This window comes from Pseudomonas sp. BN606, from assembly GCF_029873115.1.
GTDB lineage: Bacteria > Pseudomonadota > Gammaproteobacteria > Pseudomonadales > Pseudomonadaceae > Metapseudomonas.
In genome coordinates this window covers 1-15,762 of sequence record NZ_SSOF01000039.1, presented here as the reverse complement: position 1 = coordinate 15,762, position 15,762 = coordinate 1, and the positions used below count along the sequence as shown (strand labels likewise).

General features: G+C 60.4%; 15 protein-coding genes. 10 read left to right on the top strand and 5 right to left on the bottom strand.

Annotation, left to right across the window (positions count from 1 at the left end):
- Window positions 1-17: 17 nt before the first annotated feature.
- Window positions 18-902 (top strand): ChaN family lipoprotein, encoded by an 885-nt coding sequence (locus tag E8E75_RS03320; protein ID WP_153920484.1) that lies wholly within the window; start codon window positions 18-20, stop codon window positions 900-902.
- A gap of 262 nt (window positions 903-1,164) precedes the next feature.
- Here the strand turns inward: E8E75_RS03320 and E8E75_RS03315 are convergent, their stop codons facing one another.
- The 3 genes from E8E75_RS03315 to E8E75_RS03305 form a co-directional block, all read right to left on the bottom strand.
- On the bottom strand, window positions 1,165-1,965 hold the full coding sequence (locus E8E75_RS03315; RefSeq protein ID WP_120654547.1) for a cyclic nucleotide-binding domain-containing protein: 801 nt from the start codon (window positions 1,963-1,965) through the stop codon (window positions 1,165-1,167).
- A 105-nt stretch (window positions 1,966-2,070) separates the two neighbouring features.
- Window positions 2,071-2,343 carry a TfoX/Sxy family protein gene (locus E8E75_RS03310; protein ID WP_120654548.1) on the bottom strand — a complete coding sequence of 91 codons (273 nt, stop codon included), beginning with the start codon at window positions 2,341-2,343 and terminating at the stop codon, window positions 2,071-2,073.
- Window positions 2,344-2,615: 272 nt separating this feature from the next.
- On the bottom strand, window positions 2,616-4,175 hold the full coding sequence (locus tag E8E75_RS03305; RefSeq protein ID WP_280358016.1) for an AAA family ATPase: 1,560 nt from the start codon (window positions 4,173-4,175) through the stop codon (window positions 2,616-2,618).
- 115 nt (window positions 4,176-4,290) lie between these two features.
- Here E8E75_RS03305 and mrcB point away from each other — a divergent pair, with 115 nt between their 5' ends.
- Genes mrcB through E8E75_RS03290 form a run of 3 tightly spaced genes read left to right on the top strand, consistent with a single transcriptional unit; the run spans window position 4,291 to window position 7,728 of the window.
- Window positions 4,291-6,609, top strand: coding sequence for a penicillin-binding protein 1B (mrcB, locus tag E8E75_RS03300; RefSeq protein ID WP_120654550.1), 2,319 nt, complete (start codon window positions 4,291-4,293; stop codon window positions 6,607-6,609).
- Window positions 6,610-6,625: 16 nt separating this feature from the next.
- Window positions 6,626-7,399: a tetratricopeptide repeat protein gene (locus E8E75_RS03295; protein ID WP_120654551.1), complete on the top strand. Its 774-nt coding sequence runs from the start codon at window positions 6,626-6,628 to the stop codon at window positions 7,397-7,399.
- Window positions 7,399-7,728: a YqcC family protein gene (locus tag E8E75_RS03290; protein WP_120654552.1), complete on the top strand. Its 330-nt coding sequence runs from the start codon at window positions 7,399-7,401 to the stop codon at window positions 7,726-7,728. The genes E8E75_RS03295 and E8E75_RS03290 overlap by 1 nt, the downstream gene beginning before the upstream one ends.
- Before the next feature lie 9 nt (window positions 7,729-7,737).
- Here E8E75_RS03290 and E8E75_RS03285 read toward each other — a convergent pair whose 3' ends face one another.
- Window positions 7,738-8,196, bottom strand: coding sequence for a DUF4124 domain-containing protein (locus tag E8E75_RS03285; protein WP_120654553.1), 459 nt, complete (start codon window positions 8,194-8,196; stop codon window positions 7,738-7,740).
- A gap of 408 nt (window positions 8,197-8,604) precedes the next feature.
- On the opposite strand from E8E75_RS03285, the gene E8E75_RS03280 reads away from it, so the two are divergent.
- Both E8E75_RS03280 and ilvN read left to right on the top strand, forming a co-directional pair.
- Complete coding sequence (locus E8E75_RS03280) at window positions 8,605-10,329, top strand: acetolactate synthase 3 large subunit (RefSeq protein ID WP_120654554.1); 1,725 nt, start codon at window positions 8,605-8,607, stop codon at window positions 10,327-10,329.
- A gap of 2 nt (window positions 10,330-10,331) precedes the next feature.
- The gene (gene ilvN / locus E8E75_RS03275) at window positions 10,332-10,823 is read left to right on the top strand and encodes an acetolactate synthase small subunit (RefSeq protein ID WP_028630051.1); all 492 of its coding nucleotides are present in this window, start codon (window positions 10,332-10,334) and stop codon (window positions 10,821-10,823) included.
- Window positions 10,824-10,874: 51 nt separating this feature from the next.
- Here ilvN and ilvY read toward each other — a convergent pair whose 3' ends face one another.
- Entirely contained in the window at window positions 10,875-11,756 is an 882-nt protein-coding gene (gene ilvY, locus E8E75_RS03270; RefSeq protein ID WP_120654555.1) for an HTH-type transcriptional activator IlvY, read from the bottom strand.
- Between the two features lie 83 nt (window positions 11,757-11,839).
- Here ilvY and ilvC point away from each other — a divergent pair, with 83 nt between their 5' ends.
- From ilvC to msrQ, 4 genes are all read left to right on the top strand, one after another.
- Window positions 11,840-12,898: a ketol-acid reductoisomerase gene (gene ilvC, locus E8E75_RS03265; protein ID WP_256660915.1), complete on the top strand. Its 1,059-nt coding sequence runs from the start codon at window positions 11,840-11,842 to the stop codon at window positions 12,896-12,898.
- A 142-nt stretch (window positions 12,899-13,040) separates the two neighbouring features.
- Window positions 13,041-13,856 carry a CDP-diacylglycerol--serine O-phosphatidyltransferase gene (gene pssA, locus E8E75_RS03260; protein ID WP_120654557.1) on the top strand — a complete coding sequence of 272 codons (816 nt, stop codon included), beginning with the start codon at window positions 13,041-13,043 and terminating at the stop codon, window positions 13,854-13,856.
- Between the two features lie 60 nt (window positions 13,857-13,916).
- Window positions 13,917-14,921: a protein-methionine-sulfoxide reductase catalytic subunit MsrP gene (gene msrP / locus E8E75_RS03255; protein WP_120654558.1), complete on the top strand. Its 1,005-nt coding sequence runs from the start codon at window positions 13,917-13,919 to the stop codon at window positions 14,919-14,921.
- A complete protein-coding gene (gene msrQ / locus E8E75_RS03250) occupies window positions 14,921-15,553 on the top strand; it encodes a protein-methionine-sulfoxide reductase heme-binding subunit MsrQ (RefSeq protein WP_153920482.1) in 633 nt (210 codons plus the stop codon). Before msrP ends, msrQ begins: the two co-directional genes overlap by 1 nt.
- The last annotated feature ends 209 nt before the right edge of the window (window positions 15,554-15,762 follow it).

Here is a 15,762-nt window from a genome sequence, read left to right as displayed (position 1 = left end):
TCAAACAAGGATCTTCCATGCGTGTTTTCCTGCTTGTTCTCTGCAGCTTGCTGGCTGCCTGCCAGACCCTGCCACCGCCGCCAGCCTGGCAGAGCCCCGAGGGGCGAAATCGACCGGAACTGGGTGTTATCCGTGACCTGAACACCGGGGAGCAATTGACGCCGGAGCAACTGGTCGAGCGACTCGCTGCACAGCCGCGCGTGCTGGTTGGCGAGCAGCATGACAATCCGGATCACCATGCCCTGCAGCTTTGGTTGCTGCGGGCTCTTGAAACTCGTCGTGAACAGGGCGGCCTGCTGCTGGAGATGCTCGAACCCGAACAGCAGGCCAAGATCGATGCCGTGCGCCGGGGGCCGTTGCCCAGCGATTTGCCTCAGGCGCTGGCCTGGCAGAAGAACTGGAGTTGGGAGCTGTACGGTCCGATTGTCCAGCATGCCCTGATGCAGCCCTATCCGCTGCTGGCGGCAAACCTCGATCGCAGCGAAATCAAGCGCATCTATAAGGATCGCCCGGTCCTGAAAGGCAAGTTATCCACTGCTGATTCCGTACGTGGACCGCTACTGGAGCAGATTCGCGAATCGCACTGCGGCATGCTGCCTGAATCGCAGACGCCGGCGATGCTGGCGGTGCAGCAGCAACGTGACCGCCGCATGGCCGAGAGGCTGCTGGCGGCGCCTGCTCCGGCCATGTTGTTCGCTGGGGCGTTCCATGTGCGCCGCGATCTGGGCGTGCCCCTGCATCTGGCTGACCTGGGCAAGGCTGATGGCAATGCGGTACTGGTCCTCTCCGAGGTGGGTAAGCCAGTGGGGCAGGGCGCTGCCGACTACGTCTGGTACACCGCGGCGCTCCCACCTATCGATCATTGCGCCAACCTGAAGAAGCAGATGGCACCGGCACGCTGAGGCGCGTCGGATAAAAGTCGCGGGCAAAAAAAGACCCGGCAATTTGCCGGGTCGAAAACCGTGATTAGCCTGATGAGGAGATAATCTGAAGAGTCCGACTGCTTGGAATCCCAGCTTACCGGCTGATCTCGCGACCAGTTGCTGTAATAATAACGATTATCATTTTCGTGTCAAGCGTGGATTCCGGGTTTTCTTCGCAAGCTGATTCCTCCCGCTCCAAAAGCAGAAACCCCGGCCTTCGCCGGGGTTTCTGCTATCTGCATCAGTTCCGCTCGGATGACAGCCGAAGCTGGGTGACTTCCTTGTTCAGCAGGTCGATGCGGCGCGCCATGCTCTCGATAAGGCTATGGGCTATACGCGGATTGCTCTGCATCAGGCTGAGGAACTGCTCCTTGGGAATCACCATCACGGTGCATGCCTCGCTCGCCACTACGGTGGCGCTGCGGCGTTCGCGGGTGAAAACGGCCATGGCGCCGAAGATTTCATCTTTCTGCACGTCGCCTACTTTTTGCCCGTCGACGAAGGCTTCCGCATGGCCTTCGATGATGATGAAGACGTGGTCGGCTTCGTCGCCTTGGTGAATCAGTTCCTCGCCAGCGGAGAAGTGTTGGAAACCGGTCGACGGGCGCACGTCCGGTTGTTTCAGGCGCGCCACGGCATCCGAAAGCAGGGCGGTGTGGCCTACCAGGTACTGGATGAACAGTTCCTGGCGCTTCTCGTTGCCGTAGATGTGCTTGAACACTTCGCTGCGGCTGAACGGCAGCAGGCTGATGGGTTCGTCGCTGTTATAGCGGCAGGATGGCAGATCGATGCCCTGGCGCAGGCCGATAAGGTCGCCCTCCTGGAGATAGAAAAGCGGGCGCTCGTCGACGATGGCGTGGATCAGACCGTTCTCGATCAGGAACAGTTGGTTGCCTGGCATCAGCGGTGAAAGGTCTTCGACCTGGTCCAGTCGCAGTGCGGGGCCGCTGGGTTCAAGCCCGTCGAGCAACTGCCCGGGGATGCTTTGCAGTCTGTTGATCAGCAGGTCGGCGTAGGCCGGTTGCTCCCCGAGTAGGTACATGGCAGTAATTCCTTGAACTGTCTGGAATGGCGTCGCACACGAAGGTCCCTGAAACAATAGGGACCTGTGACCGGCTCGTAAATCTCTCTTGGTGGAGGTTGTGAGCTAGCTCTTGTTGTGGGCGGCCGAAGTATCCAGTTGGTGGTTCAGCTCTGCCTTGTGGCCGGGTGGTAGGTCGTTCCAGTGGATGTCCAGCAGGGCACCCTCGATAGCATAGAGCAGGACCTTGGAGGCCCGGAAACCCCGTGCCCGGACAGCTTTATAGGCACTCACGGCGCCTAGTCTGCGCAAGTCGGAGGCGCTGTGGATGCCGACGGCATGCAGCCACTGTGCTGAAGTCTTGCCCAGATTCTTCATGTGTTGCAGTTCGTCGTTCATCGAGCCTCCTTGCGATGGAATGGCACGAGAGGGGCTATGGATAAGTGTAGCGGCCAATCGCGGGGCGTAGCCTTGTGCTATCGCTCAATCCTCGTGCACTCCCTGCACGGAAAACGATCACTGCTGACGATAGAGTGGGACGCTTTTCCCGGCGCAGGTTTCAAGCGGCTGCTGGGGTACCAGCAGGGGGAAATTGCAGCTGCCGGCTGAGTGCGACCCAGCCGGCAGTATAGAAGCCGCGGCAGATGTTGCCCGGCGTGGAGAGGGTGCGGTCAGACGCCCGGCAGGTGCTGGCGGATGAGCTCCACCAGACCGTCGAGGCTGGCGGCCTGATCGGTATCGATCCGCTTGCTCTGCGCCTGCTCGACGGTATCCAGCGGTTCGCGGCTCAGCAGTTGCGCGCGCACCACGTCCATGGTGGCGTCGGACGGGTCATTGCCCTCGGTCTGGCGCTGTTCCAGCCAAGCTTCGATCACCGCCTCCGGCGCGTGGCAGTCGAGGATCAGGAACGGTGTTCCGGTCTCCTCAGCAACCTGGCGGGCGGCCTTGCGCTGGTCCCGTTTCAGGAAGGTGGCATCCATTACTACCGGGAAGCCGGCATGCAGGATCACGCGCGCCAGTTCGTTGAGGCGCTCGTAGGTCGCCTGGCTCGCGTCTGCGTTGTAGATGCCATCCTGCAGCCCTTGCGCCCCCGATTGCTGTTCGCCGAACAGGCGCTTGCGTTCGACGTCCGAACGCAGGCGGATAGCGCCCAGGGATTCCACCAGACGCAACGCGACGTGGCTCTTGCCGGAGGCGGACACGCCACTGGTGATGGCCAGGAAGGGCGAGGGGATGGCGCTGTAGCTTTCCGCGAGGCCCGCATAGTTGCGGTACTGGCGAATGGTGGCGGCCTTCTGCACCGCATCGGCCTGGTGCGCCAGGCTGAACAGGGCGATCTTGGCGCGAACCAGTGCGCGGTAGGCCTTGTAGAAGTTGAGCAACTCCAGGCCCTCGTAGTCGCCGCTGTGTTCCAGATACTGGCTGACCAGTCGGCGGGAAAGGGACTTGAGGCCTCGGTCTTCAAGGTCCATGGCGATGAAGCCGATGTCGGCGTAGACGTCGGTGAAGCGGAAGGGTTCGTTGAACTCGATGCAGTCGAAAAGCACGACTTCACCGTTGATCAGCGTGGCGTTGCCCAGGTGGATGTCACCGTGGCACTCGCGAATGAAACCTTCCTGCTTGCGTCGTGCCAGCAGCGGCTTGAGTCGCTCATGGCTGCTCTCGGCCCAGGCTTCGAGCGCATCCAGTTGTTGCAGGTCGGCCTTGTCGCTGAGCAACGGGCGAATCTGCTCGAAGTTCTGCCGGACGGGCATCATCACCGCATCGGCGGTGCCCAGCGGGTGGTCAATGGCCACTTGCGGAGCGCCCTGATGGAAACTGGCGATCTGCCCGGCCAGGGCATCGACGTGGGCAGGGGTCAGTTCGCCGCGGGCCTGCAACGCGCTCAGCAGGTTTTCCTGGGGAAACTGGCGCATCTTCAGCACGTACTCGATGGCCGCGCCGTCTCCATTGATCTGGGGAGCCTCGACGCTGCCGGTGATCGGCAGGACTTCCAGGTAGAGGTCGCGTGTCAGGCGCTGGTTGAGGCGTAGTTCTTCCTCGCAGAAGTGGCGGCGGCGTTCGAGGTCGGTGAAGTCGAGGAAGCCGAAGTTCACAGGCTTCTTCACCTTGTAGACGTAACTACCGGTCAGCAGCACCCAGGAGATGTGCGTCTCGATGACCTGGAACCCGTCCACCGAGTGGGGGTAGAGGGCGGGGTTCTGCAGGGCGGCTATCAGGGACTGGCTCACGGGCGTTCCTTGTTCTGTCGCTGTGGAAGGCCGGCATTATCGCCTCTGTGGGCGGCCCTGCAAACCGTCAGGGCGTGCCTGTTGGCTGTGGACAAAGTGCGTATAATGCGCCGCCATGACTCGTCCCCGATCTCCCAAATCCCGCTCTAAACGCCGTTCCAGCGGCCTTCGCCCCTGGTTGGGCTGGGCCGTCAAACTGGGCCTGGTAGGCCTGGTAGTGCTGGCCGGTTTCGCCATCTATCTCGACGCCGTGGTGCAGGAGAAATTCTCCGGCAAGCGCTGGACAGTGCCGGCGAAGGTCTATGCCCGTCCGCTGGAACTGTTCGTCGGGCTGAAGTTGTCCAAGGACGATTTCCTGAAGGAACTCGACGCCCTGGGCTACCGACGCGAGAGCGTGTCCAACGGCCCGGGTGCCGCTTCGGTGTCCGGCAATGCCGTGGACCTCAACACCCGTGGCTTCCAGTTCTATGAAGGTGCCGAGCCGGCGCAGCGGGTACGCGTGCGTTTTTCCGGCGACTATGTGGCTGGCCTGACTCAGGCAAGTGGCGCCGACCTTGCGGTGACTCGCCTGGAGCCGCTGCTGATCGGCGGGCTGTATCCCGCCCATCATGAAGACCGTGTACTGATCAAGCTGGATCAGGTGCCGGCCTATATGGTGGAAACCCTGGTAGCGACGGAGGATCGTGAGTTCTTCAATCACCACGGTGTTTCCCTCAAGTCCATCGCCCGAGCCTTCTGGATCAATGCCACCGCCGGTGAGTTGCGTCAGGGCGGCAGTACGCTGACCCAGCAGTTGGTGAAGAACTTCTACCTGACCAGCGAGCGCAGCATTTCGCGCAAGGCCACCGAGGCCATGATGGCGGTGCTGCTGGAGCTGCACTACGACAAGCGCGAAATCCTGGAGGCCTACCTCAACGAGGTGTTCCTTGGCCAGGATGGTCAGCGCGCCATTCACGGTTTTGGCCTCGCCAGCCAGTATTTCTTCAGTCAGCCCCTGGCTGAATTGAAAGTGCATCAGATCGCTCTGCTTGTGGGGATGGTCAAGGGTCCTTCCTATTACAACCCCCGTCGCTTCCCGGAACGTGCACTGGAGCGTCGTAATCTGGTGATCGACTTGCTTGCCGAACAGGGCGTGATCACGCCAGCGGAAGCCGTCGCAGCCAAGGAGAAGCCGCTGGGTGTATCCAAGCGCGGCAGTCTGGCCGACAGCTCCTACCCGGCTTTCCTCGACTTGGTGAAGCGCCAGCTGCGCGAGGATTACCGAGAAGAGGACCTGACAGAGGAAGGTCTGCGCATTTTCACCAGCTTCGACCCTATTCTGCAGTCCAAGGCAGAAACCTCGCTGGACGAGACCCTCAAGCGTCTGGCTGGGCGCAAGGGCGTAGATCAGGTTGAGTCGGCCATGGTCGTGAGCAATCCCGAAACTGGTGAAATCCAGGCGCTGATCGGTAGCCGTCAACCTCGCTTCGCCGGATTCAATCGCGCCGTGGATGCAGTACGCCCCATCGGCTCGTTGATCAAGCCAGCTGTCTACCTCACAGCACTTGAGCGTCCGAGTCAGTACACCCTGACCAGTTGGGTCGCTGACGAGCCCTTCTCGGTGAAGGGACAAGATGGCCAGGTGTGGCGTCCACAGAACTATGATCGCCGCGCCCACGGGACCATTTACCTGTACCAGGGGCTGGCCAACTCCTACAACTTGTCGACCGCCAAGCTGGGCTTGGAACTGGGCGTTCCCAATGTGCTCAAAACCCTTGAGAGGCTTGGCGTTTCGCGCGAGTGGCCGGCTTATCCCTCGATGTTGCTCGGCGCAGGTGCGTTGAGCCCGATGGAAGTGGCGACCATGTACCAGACGCTGGCCAATGGTGGTTTCAATACGCCGTTGCGGGCGATTCGTAGCGTGCTGACCTCCGAAGGTGAGCCGCTCAAGCGTTACCCCTTCCAGATCCAGCAACGCTTCGATCCGGGCGCCATCTACCTGGTGCAGAATGCGATGCAGCGGGTTATGCGCGAAGGTACGGCCCGCTCAGTTTATAGCCAGTTGCCGTCGTCCTTGACACTGGCTGGCAAAACGGGCACGACGAACGACTCGCGTGACAGCTGGTTTGCAGGCTTCAGTCAGGACCTCCTGGCGGTGGTCTGGCTGGGACGCGATGATAACGGCAAGACGCCGTTGACCGGCGCCACAGGTGCGTTGCAGGTATGGACCAGCTTCATGCGCAAGGCAGACCCGCTGCCCCTGGACATGCCGATGCCGGATAACGTGACACAGGCGTGGATTGATCCGCACAGCGGCCAGGGTTCTGACCCGAGCTGCCCCGGTGCAGTCCAGATGCCGTACATTCGTGGCAGCGAACCCGCCCCAGGCGCGCCTTGCGGCCTTGGAGCACCCGTGGACTCGGTAATGGACTGGGTTCGCGGTTGGATGCAATGAACCGAGAGGATGAAACGTGAGTAAAGCCTGGATTCCCGCCCTTGCGGCAGCCGCCTTGCTGGCTGGTTGTTCTACCCCGCAGCGAGGCGCCATTCCCGTGGTCGACTCCGGTGCGCCCCTGTCCGAGCTGGAACAGGGGACCTCCAATCGCGGCGGCTACAATCAGGCATCCGCAGCGCCGCGCAGCATCCCCGAAGACTCCGGTGTGGTTGTGATGGTACCGGGTGCCAGCTCCGGTGCGCCCATCGCCGCTCCGGCATCCAGCGCGCCCATCAGCGGCAGTATCACCAGCGGTGGGATCACCCCTGGTCCCATGGTCGGCGGACCAGTTGCCACTGCACCTGGCGCGTCCGGCGCACCGGGCTATGGCTCAACCAATTACAGCTCGCCCAGCTACAGCACCCAGGCACCCGCCGCTCCGACCGGTATCCCGAGCAGCGCAGGCGGTCTGTCGGCCGACGAGCAGCTCGACGGCCCAGTGCTGGCGCTGCTGACCACTGCCCAGCAGCAACAGGGCGGCGGCGACCTCAATGGCGCCGCTGCTAGCCTGGAGCGTGCGCAGCGTATCGCTCCCCGCGAGCCGCAGGTGCTTTACCGATTGGCCGAAGTGCGCCTTGCGCAGGGCGATGCCGCCCAGGCCGAGCAGTTCGCTCGTCGTGCACTGACCTACGCCAATGGTCGTCCGGCCTTGCAGGCCAGCTTGTGGGATTTGATCGCACGTTCCCGTGATCGCCAAGGCGACCCGTCCGGTGCCGCGCTTGCGCGTGACAAGGCAAAGGTCAATCTCTGATGGATCCGCGTTGCGTTGACCTGGCTGATCAGCTCCTGCTCATCGAGCGGGAGCTGCGTGCGCTGGGCTGGTGGGTCGAGACGCCGCCCAGTGCGGAAGCACTTGCCAGCCAGACACCGTTCTGTGTCGATACCCTGGCGTTTGAGCAGTGGCTTCAGTGGATCTTCCTGCCGCGCATGAAGGTCATTCTCGAGAATGGCCTGGAGTTGCCGCACGCATCCGGGATCCGCGTCATGGCGGAAGAGGTTTACCGGGAGCGGCTCGTCGAAGTCGGCAGGCTGCTCGACGCCCTGGGGGCGTTCGACCGGTTGATTGGTGGGACGAACTGAGGCGTTGCCTCAGTTGCAGTTCTCGCCGATTGCCTTCTCGGCTTCCTTGATGCGGGACTGACGCTCTTCTTCGGTCAGCCGCTGAACTTCCCCATTGACCTCTGCGCGAAGGCGCGGGTTGTTTTGTAGTTGTGCCAGGTTGGTACGTATGGTGTCGCAGTACTTGCGACGTTCCGCTTCCTGGGTTGCGACTTCTGCCTTCACTTTCTCATCAATGGCCTTCTGATCGCCTACCGGCGCGCTCTCGGGAAGTGGCGCCTGCGGCTGGGCGTTTTCGCTATCGAAGCGCGGCAGGGCGGGGCGCGGCTTCGGCACCGAGGTGTTGACGCTGGTGGCCTGCTGGCCTTCGGGCGGCTGCGCGCCGAAGTGGGTGATGCCCTGAGCGTCGACCCATTTATAGACCTGGCCGGCCGTGGCGGACGTGCTCACTGCCAGCAGCAGGCTGCCGGCGAGAATCATGCGGTGCATGCGGTTTCCTTCTGGTGGCGGAGAATCCTCCGCTAACTATAACCAAAGCCGTGGGTCTTGATCCTGCGTCGCGTCACAGCAATCCATGCAAGATTCCGTAACGGATTACTTGACTTGTACGGTGGTAATCCGAAGAATCCAAGGTTCGCTGTTCCAGTGGGCCGGCCGCAAGTCGGAAGCTGTAGCAGTCGATGAGGTGCATACCCGCGCCGACCTGTTTCACCCGCAACGCGTTACCTCGCGCTGGGTGGGAAAGCCCCGCAACAACTCTCAGGGGCCGACCCGATGCTTGTTCAGTCAGTAGCTGACGTAGTCGGCGACCACCAGTCGCTCACGCGCTGATTGCAGGCAAACCTAATCAGGCCGTCCGGTCGCGGGCGGTTATCTGGCGTTCTAGAGGTGATAAACGTGGAGCTTTTATCTGGCGCTGAAATGGTCGTCCGCTCGCTGCGTGACGAAGGCGTTAAGTACATTTACGGGTACCCGGGCGGTGCCCTCCTGCACATCTACGATGCCCTGTTCAAAGAAAATGAAGTGACCCATATCCTGGTCCGTCATGAACAGGCTGCTACCCATATGGCTGACGGCTATGCCCGCGCCACCGGCAAACCCGGTGTGGTGCTGGTGACCTCCGGCCCAGGTGCGACCAACGCCGTCACCGGTATCGCCACCGCTTACATGGACTCCATTCCGATGGTGATCCTGTCTGGCCAGGTGCCGAGCAACATGGTCGGCACCGATGCCTTCCAGGAAACCGACATGGTCGGTATTTCCCGCCCGATTGTGAAGCACAGCTTCATCATCAAGCATCCCTCGGAAATCCCTGAGGTGATCAAGAAGGCCTTCTACATCGCGCAATCCGGCCGTCCTGGGCCTGTGGTCGTCGACATTCCGAAGGACATGGGCGATCCGACCCAGAAGTTCGAATACAGCTACCCGAAGAAGGTCAAGCTGCGCTCCTACAGCCCTGCTGTTCGTGGTCACTCCGGCCAGATCCGTAAGGCTGCGGAGATGCTGCTGGCGGCGAAGCGCCCGATCCTCTACGCAGGCGGTGGCGTGATCATGGGCAACGCATCCGAGCAGCTCACCGAACTGGCCAAGATGCTCAACCTGCCGGTTACCAACACCCTGATGGGGCTGGGTGCCTTCCCGGGAACCGATCGCCAGTTCGTTGGCATGCTTGGCATGCACGGCAGCTACACCGCCAACCTGGCGATGCATCACTCTGATGTGATCCTGGCCGTCGGCGCGCGCTTCGATGACCGCGTAATCAACGGCGCAGCCAAGTTCTGCCCGAACGCCAAGATCATCCATATCGACATCGACCCGGCTTCGATCTCCAAGACCATCAAGGCCGACATCCCGATCGTGGGGCCGGTAGACAGCGTGCTGTCCGAGATGGTTGCCATCCTCAAGGAGATCGGCGAAACCCCGAACAAGGAAACGGTCGCTGCATGGTGGAAGCAGGTTGATGAGTGGCGTGCTGGTGGTGACCTGTTCCCCTACGACAAGGGCGACGGCAGCATCATCAAGCCGCAGAGTGTGATCGAGACCCTCTGGGAAGTGACCAAGGGCGACGCCTATGTCACCTCCGACGTGGGTCAGCACCAGATGTTCGCGGCACAGTACTACCGCTTCAACAAGCCCAATCGCTGGATCAACTCTGGCGGCCTGGGCACCATGGGCTTCGGTTTCCCGGCGGCCATGGGTATCAAGCTGAGCTTCCCGGAAACCGACGTCGCTTGCGTAACGGGCGAGGGCAGTATCCAGATGAACATCCAGGAGCTGTCCACCTGCCTGCAGTACGACCTGCCGGTGAAGATCATCAACCTCAACAACGGTGCGCTGGGTATGGTCCGCCAATGGCAGGACATGCAGTACAACAGCCGTTACTCGCACTCCTACATGGAATCGCTGCCTGACTTCGTCAAGCTGGCCGAGGCTTATGGCCATGTCGGCATTCGCGTGACTGATCCGAAGGATCTGAAGGCGAAGATGGAAGAAGCGTTCTCGCTGAAGAACCGTCTGGTGTTCCTTGATATCCAGGTCGATTCCAGCGAGCACGTCTACCCGATGCAGATTCGGGATGGCGCCATGCGCGACATGTGGCTGAGCAAGACGGAGCGGACCTGAACATGCGACATATCATTTCCCTGCTGCTTGAGAACGAGCCGGGCGCTCTGTCCCGCGTGGTCGGCCTCTTCTCCCAGCGCAACTACAACATCGAAAGCCTGACGGTTGCTCCGACCGAGGACCCGACCCTGTCGCGTCTGACCCTGACCACCATCGGCCACGATGAGGTGATCGAGCAGATCACGAAGAACCTCAACAAGCTGATTGAAGTGGTCAAGCTGGTAAACCTGTCGGAAAGTGCTCACATCGAGCGCGAGCTGATGCTGGTCAAGGTCAAGGCCACCGGTGCCCAGCGCGCCGAGGTCAAGCGCACTACCGATATCTTCCGCGGTCAGATCGTCGACGTGACTTCCAGCGTCTACACGATTCAGCTGGCGGGCACCAGCGACAAGCTGGACAGCTTCATCCAGGCCATCGGTACCAGTTCGATCCTGGAAACCGTGCGCAGTGGCGTCACCGGGATTTCCCGTGGCGACAAAGTGCTGACTATCTGATCGCAGTCATGAAAAGCCCCGCCTTGTGCGGGGTTTTTTATTGCCCGGATTTTACTGGCGGCGATTCCAGAAGGCTGCGATCAGCGGGTCCTTGAGGCGTTTTTCCAGGGCGAACAGGCCGATGTCGTAGGCGGCCAATGGCGGCTGGATATCGTAGATGCGGATGCGTGCGGTCAGTGGGCTGTTGTCGAGCACAATCTGCGGAACCACGCCGATGCCGAATCCCAGGCTCACCATGCTGACGATGGCCTCATTGCCGCTCACCTGGGCATAGATGCGCGGCTTGATGCCGTGGTTTTTCAGCCAACGGTCGGTCCGGGTCCTGGCCAGGCCTTCTTCCGAGAGAATCATCGGCACGTCCTTCCAGCTTTGCGCCGTGGGCTGCCTCAGTTGTTCTTCTGTCAGCAGTTGAGGTGACTGTGGCCCGATGAAGCGCAGCTCCGAACGGGTAATCGACTGGAAGTCGACGCCGGCTGGCAGGTTGTCGGGTCGGGCACCGATGGCGAGATCCTCCAGCCCTTGTTGCACCCGCTCGACAGCCTTTGCGGGGTCGCCGGTGTGCAGTTTCATTTCGATGCGGGGGTAGTCCTGGCGGAAGCTGCTCAGGATGTCATAGAGAAAGCTGTAGCTCGCCGTCACCGAGCAATACAGGGAGAGTTCGCCGTGAAGGTCCAATTGGTCCTGCATGAGTCGTTGGCGGATGGCATGCCAACCGCTCATGACCTCGCTCGCGTATTCGCGGAACTGCCGCCCCTCGCGGGTCAGCTGGACTGAGCGGCTGTCGCGCACGAACAATGGTGCGCCGAGTTCGTCCTCGAGTTGCTTGATGCTGCGACTGAGTGCGGAGGGGCTGACATGCTGCTCGCGGCTGGTTTTGCCGAAGTGCAGGTTGTCTGCCAGCGAAAGAAAGAGCCTGAGGGATTGGCTGTCCATGAGCATTTCATCTGTCGGCACATTGCGTTGCGAATATATCATTTTACGCAATGGATCAGATCGCTTAATGTGCCCTTGTCGCGGTGCGCGCACCCCATCCCTTTCGTTATAAAAGAGTCAGGAACATGAAAGTTTATTACGACAAAGACTGTGACCTCTCGATCATCCAAGGCAAGAAAGTTGCCATCATCGGTTACGGTTCCCAGGGTCACGCCCACGCGTGCAACCTGAAAGACTCCGGTGTGGACGTGACTGTTGGTCTGCGTTCTGGCTCCGCCACCGTTGCCAAGGCCCAGGCCCACGGCCTGACCGTCAAGAGCGTGCCGGAAGCCGTTGCCGCGGCTGACCTGGTAATGATCCTGACCCCGGACGAATTCCAATCCAAACTGTACAAGGAAGAGGTTGAGCCGAACCTGAAGAAGGGTGCGACCCTGGCCTTCGCTCACGGCTTCGCCATCCACTACAACCAAGTCGTACCGCGCGCTGACCTCGACGTGATCATGATTGCGCCGAAGGCTCCGGGCCACACCGTTCGCTCTGAGTTCGTCAAGGGCGGTGGCATCCCTGATCTGGTCGCGATCTACCAGGACGCTTCCGGCAACGCCAAGAACGTCGCCCTGTCCTACGCTTGCGGCGTGGGCGGTGGTCGTACCGGCATCATCGAAACCACCTTCAAGGACGAGACCGAAACCGACCTGTTCGGTGAGCAGGCTGTTCTTTGCGGTGGCTGCGTAGAGCTGGTGAAAGCCGGTTTCGAAACTCTGGTCGAAGCTGGCTACGCGCCCGAAATGGCCTACTTCGAGTGCCTGCACGAGCTGAAGCTGATCGTCGACCTGATGTACGAAGGCGGCATCGCCAACATGAACTACTCGATCTCCAACAACGCCGAGTACGGTGAGTACGTAACCGGTCCGGAGGTCATCAACGCCGAATCCCGTCAGGCCATGCGCAACGCTCTGAAGCGAATCCAGGACGGCGAGTACGCCAAGATGTTCATCCAGGAAGGTGCGTCGAACTACGCTTCGATGACCGCCTACCGCCGCAACAACGCTGCTCACCCGATCGAGCAGGTTGGCGAGCGTCTGCGCGCGATGATGCCGTGGATCTCTGCTAACAAGATCGTCGACAAGACCAAGAACTAAGGTCTGATGCGATCATGAAGAACGCGGCCTTGGCCGCGTTCTTTCGTTATGGCGGCACGGTTCTGGTATAAAGCCTGTCTGCCGGGCGACGCATCATATGGGTCGCCCACCACATATCGTATTCGTTGCAAGGATGTTGTTCATGAGTGAACGTCCCGAAGAGCCGAATCAGCCCCTCGAAGACGACAGCCTGCTGCCCATCGATGAACATGTCGAGGAAGGCCAGGACGCTGAGGGTCGTAAAGTTAGGCATCGCGGCATTTACCTGTTGCCCAACTTGTTTACCACCGCGAACCTGTTCGCCGGCTTCTATTCCATCATCAATGCCATGAGCGGCAATTTCTCGGTGGCCGCCGCCACTATCTTCGTTGCCATGGTGCTGGACAGTCTCGATGGACGGGTTGCTCGTCTGACCAATACTCAGAGCGCCTTCGGGGCCGAGTACGACTCGCTGTCGGACATGGTCGCATTCGGTGTCGCTCCCGCGCTGCTGGCATTTGAGTGGGCACTGAGCGGTTTGGGTAGTGTGGGCCTGACCGTGGCCTTCATCTATGTTGCCGGTGCGGCTTTGCGCTTGGCTCGCTTCAATACCCAGATCGGCAAGGTGGACAAGCGATTCTTCATCGGCCTCGCCAGCCCTGCTGCAGCTGGGGTGGTGGCTGGTACCGTCTGGGCTTTCAGCGATTTCGGCATCAAGGGTTCGAACATGTCGTTCATCGTTGCCCTGCTGGTTGCCCTCGCAGGCATGCTGATGGTGAGCAATATCAAGTTCTACAGTTTCAAGGACCTGGACCTGAAAGGTCGCGTACCCTTCGTGGCCATCCTGATTGTTGTACTGGCCTTTGCAGTCGTCTTCAGCGACCCGCCGCGCATTCTCCTGCTAATCTTCTTGGCTTACGCCGCATCTGGTCCGGTGCAATACTTGCTCCAGCTGCGTCGTCGCAAGCAGGTCGAGTGATGTAATTTCTTCGCGGCTCCGCAGTCCATTGGGCATCCCAGCCCGAATTGCGGAGCCGCCATGCTGATCCAGATCCCCCCTTCCTCCGCGTGCCCCGAGCACGAAGTCACTCCTGAGTCCATCTACCTCTCCCGACGTAAGTTGATTGCCGCTGCCGGTGGCTTGGCCGCAATGGCTGCATTGCCAGGTCATGCATTGGCGGCGTCGACCTATCCTGATGTTGAAGCTGCCCAAGGGCCTGCCTGGTTTAGCGAAAAGTTAGCGGGCACGTATTGGCAGGCGGTGATGCCGGGGAATGAGTCGATTACTCCCTTTCAAGATGCGACCCACTACAACAACTTCTACGAGTTCGGGACCAACAAGGGCGATCCGGCGCGCTACGCCGGTAAGATGCTGGTTGAACCGTGGACGGTGCGTATAGATGGCGAAGTGGCTAAACCGGGTACTTACTCGATAGAGGATCTGGTGAAGCCCCACGGACTGGAAGAGCGCATCTATCGGCTGCGATGCGTGGAGGCTTGGTCCATGGTGATTCCATGGCTGGGTTTCCCCTTGGCGGATTTGCTGAAGCGAGTCGAACCTACCGGGAATGCCAAATACGTCAGTTTCGAAACCCGGCTGGCACCGGATGAGATGGCTGGGGTGCGCTCGGGGTTCTCCCTGATCGACTGGCCGTACGTGGAGGGATTGCGGCTGGACGAGGCAATGCATCCGCTGACCATCCTTGCGGTGGGCATGTACGGTCGGGTCCTGCCTAATCAGAACGGAGCACCGCTTCGGTTGGTGGTGCCCTGGAAGTACGGCTTCAAGGGTATCAAGTCGATCGTGCGGATCAGTCTCGTCAGCGAGCAACCGCCAACTACATGGCAATCTATCGCCCCCGAGGAATATGGCTTCTATTCGAACGTCAATCCTGAGGTGGACCATCCTCGCTGGAGTCAGGCCCATGAGCGACGACTTCCTAGTGGGCTGTTCAGTCCAAACATAGTGCCGACGCGAATGTTCAACGGCTATGACGAGGTGGCCAGCCTCTACGCCGGGCTGGATCTGAGGAAGTACTACTGATGCGATTCAGACTTTGGCGATCGTTCGTCTTCCTGATAGCGCCGATCCCGGTCGGTTTGTGGCTCTATCAGGCCTGGATATTTGCCCTGGGCCCGGACCCGGGGAAAGTACTGGTCGATCGCCTAGGGTTGGCGGCGCTTTGGTTGCTGCTCTTGACCCTGTCCATGACGCCCCTGCAAAAACTGAGCGGCTGGGGCGGGTGGATCGCAGTTCGCCGCCAGCTGGGGCTCTGGTGCTTTACCTATGTGGTGCTGCACATCACTGGTTATGCCGTATTCCTGCTTGGTCTGGACATGCAGCAACTCCTGATCGATCTGGGTAAGCGTCCTTATATATTCGTGGGCGCCTTGGGGTTCAGTGGTCTGCTCGTCCTGGCGGTAACCTCCAACCGTTTCAGTATTCGGCGCCTTGGCAAGCGCTGGAAGCAATTGCACCGGCTGGCTTACGCCATCCTGGCTATAGCGCTGCTGCACATGCTCTGGGTTGTTCGTGCCGACATGGCCGAATGGGCTGGCTACGCAATTGCTGGTACTTCGTTGATGCTGTTGAGGCTCCCGCTGGTAGTGCGTTTTCTGCCTAGGGTGTTCGCGTCTTTCAGGCGGAATGACAAAAAGGTTTCAGAAAGGTGTTGACGGCAGATTCTGCATCCCTATAATGCGCACCTCTCCCAGCGACGAAGCAGCGGAAATGCTTGAAAATCAAGCACTTAGCTGTAGTTAGGTGCGGGGAGGGGTGATCGGCAGGCGGTGGTAGTGCTTGTCGCTTCGGTCTTCCGAGAAGGTCGGCCAGAAGATGATCGCCGAGGTGTTGACAGCGACTTTCAACGCTGTAGAATGCGCCT

Excerpts from the sequence above, each read along its gene's own strand:
- E8E75_RS03310 (WP_120654548.1), bottom strand. The coding sequence starts at position 2,343 with ATGAACGACGAACTGCAACACATGAAGAATCTGGGCAAGACTTCAGCA.
- pssA (WP_120654557.1), top strand. The coding sequence starts at position 13,041 with ATGAGTGAACGTCCCGAAGAGCCGAATCAGCCCCTCGAAGACGACAGC.
- ilvN (WP_028630051.1), top strand. The coding sequence starts at position 10,332 with ATGCGACATATCATTTCCCTGCTGCTTGAGAACGAGCCGGGCGCTCTG.
- E8E75_RS03290 (WP_120654552.1), top strand. The coding sequence starts at position 7,399 with ATGGATCCGCGTTGCGTTGACCTGGCTGATCAGCTCCTGCTCATCGAG.
- mrcB (WP_120654550.1), top strand. The coding sequence starts at position 4,291 with ATGACTCGTCCCCGATCTCCCAAATCCCGCTCTAAACGCCGTTCCAGC.
- ilvY (WP_120654555.1), bottom strand. The coding sequence starts at position 11,756 with ATGGACAGCCAATCCCTCAGGCTCTTTCTTTCGCTGGCAGACAACCTG.
- E8E75_RS03285 (WP_120654553.1), bottom strand. The coding sequence starts at position 8,196 with ATGCACCGCATGATTCTCGCCGGCAGCCTGCTGCTGGCAGTGAGCACG.
- msrP (WP_120654558.1), top strand. The coding sequence starts at position 13,917 with ATGCTGATCCAGATCCCCCCTTCCTCCGCGTGCCCCGAGCACGAAGTC.
- msrQ (WP_153920482.1), top strand. The coding sequence starts at position 14,921 with ATGCGATTCAGACTTTGGCGATCGTTCGTCTTCCTGATAGCGCCGATC.
- E8E75_RS03320 (WP_153920484.1), top strand. The coding sequence starts at position 18 with ATGCGTGTTTTCCTGCTTGTTCTCTGCAGCTTGCTGGCTGCCTGCCAG.
- E8E75_RS03315 (WP_120654547.1), bottom strand. The coding sequence starts at position 1,965 with ATGTACCTACTCGGGGAGCAACCGGCCTACGCCGACCTGCTGATCAAC.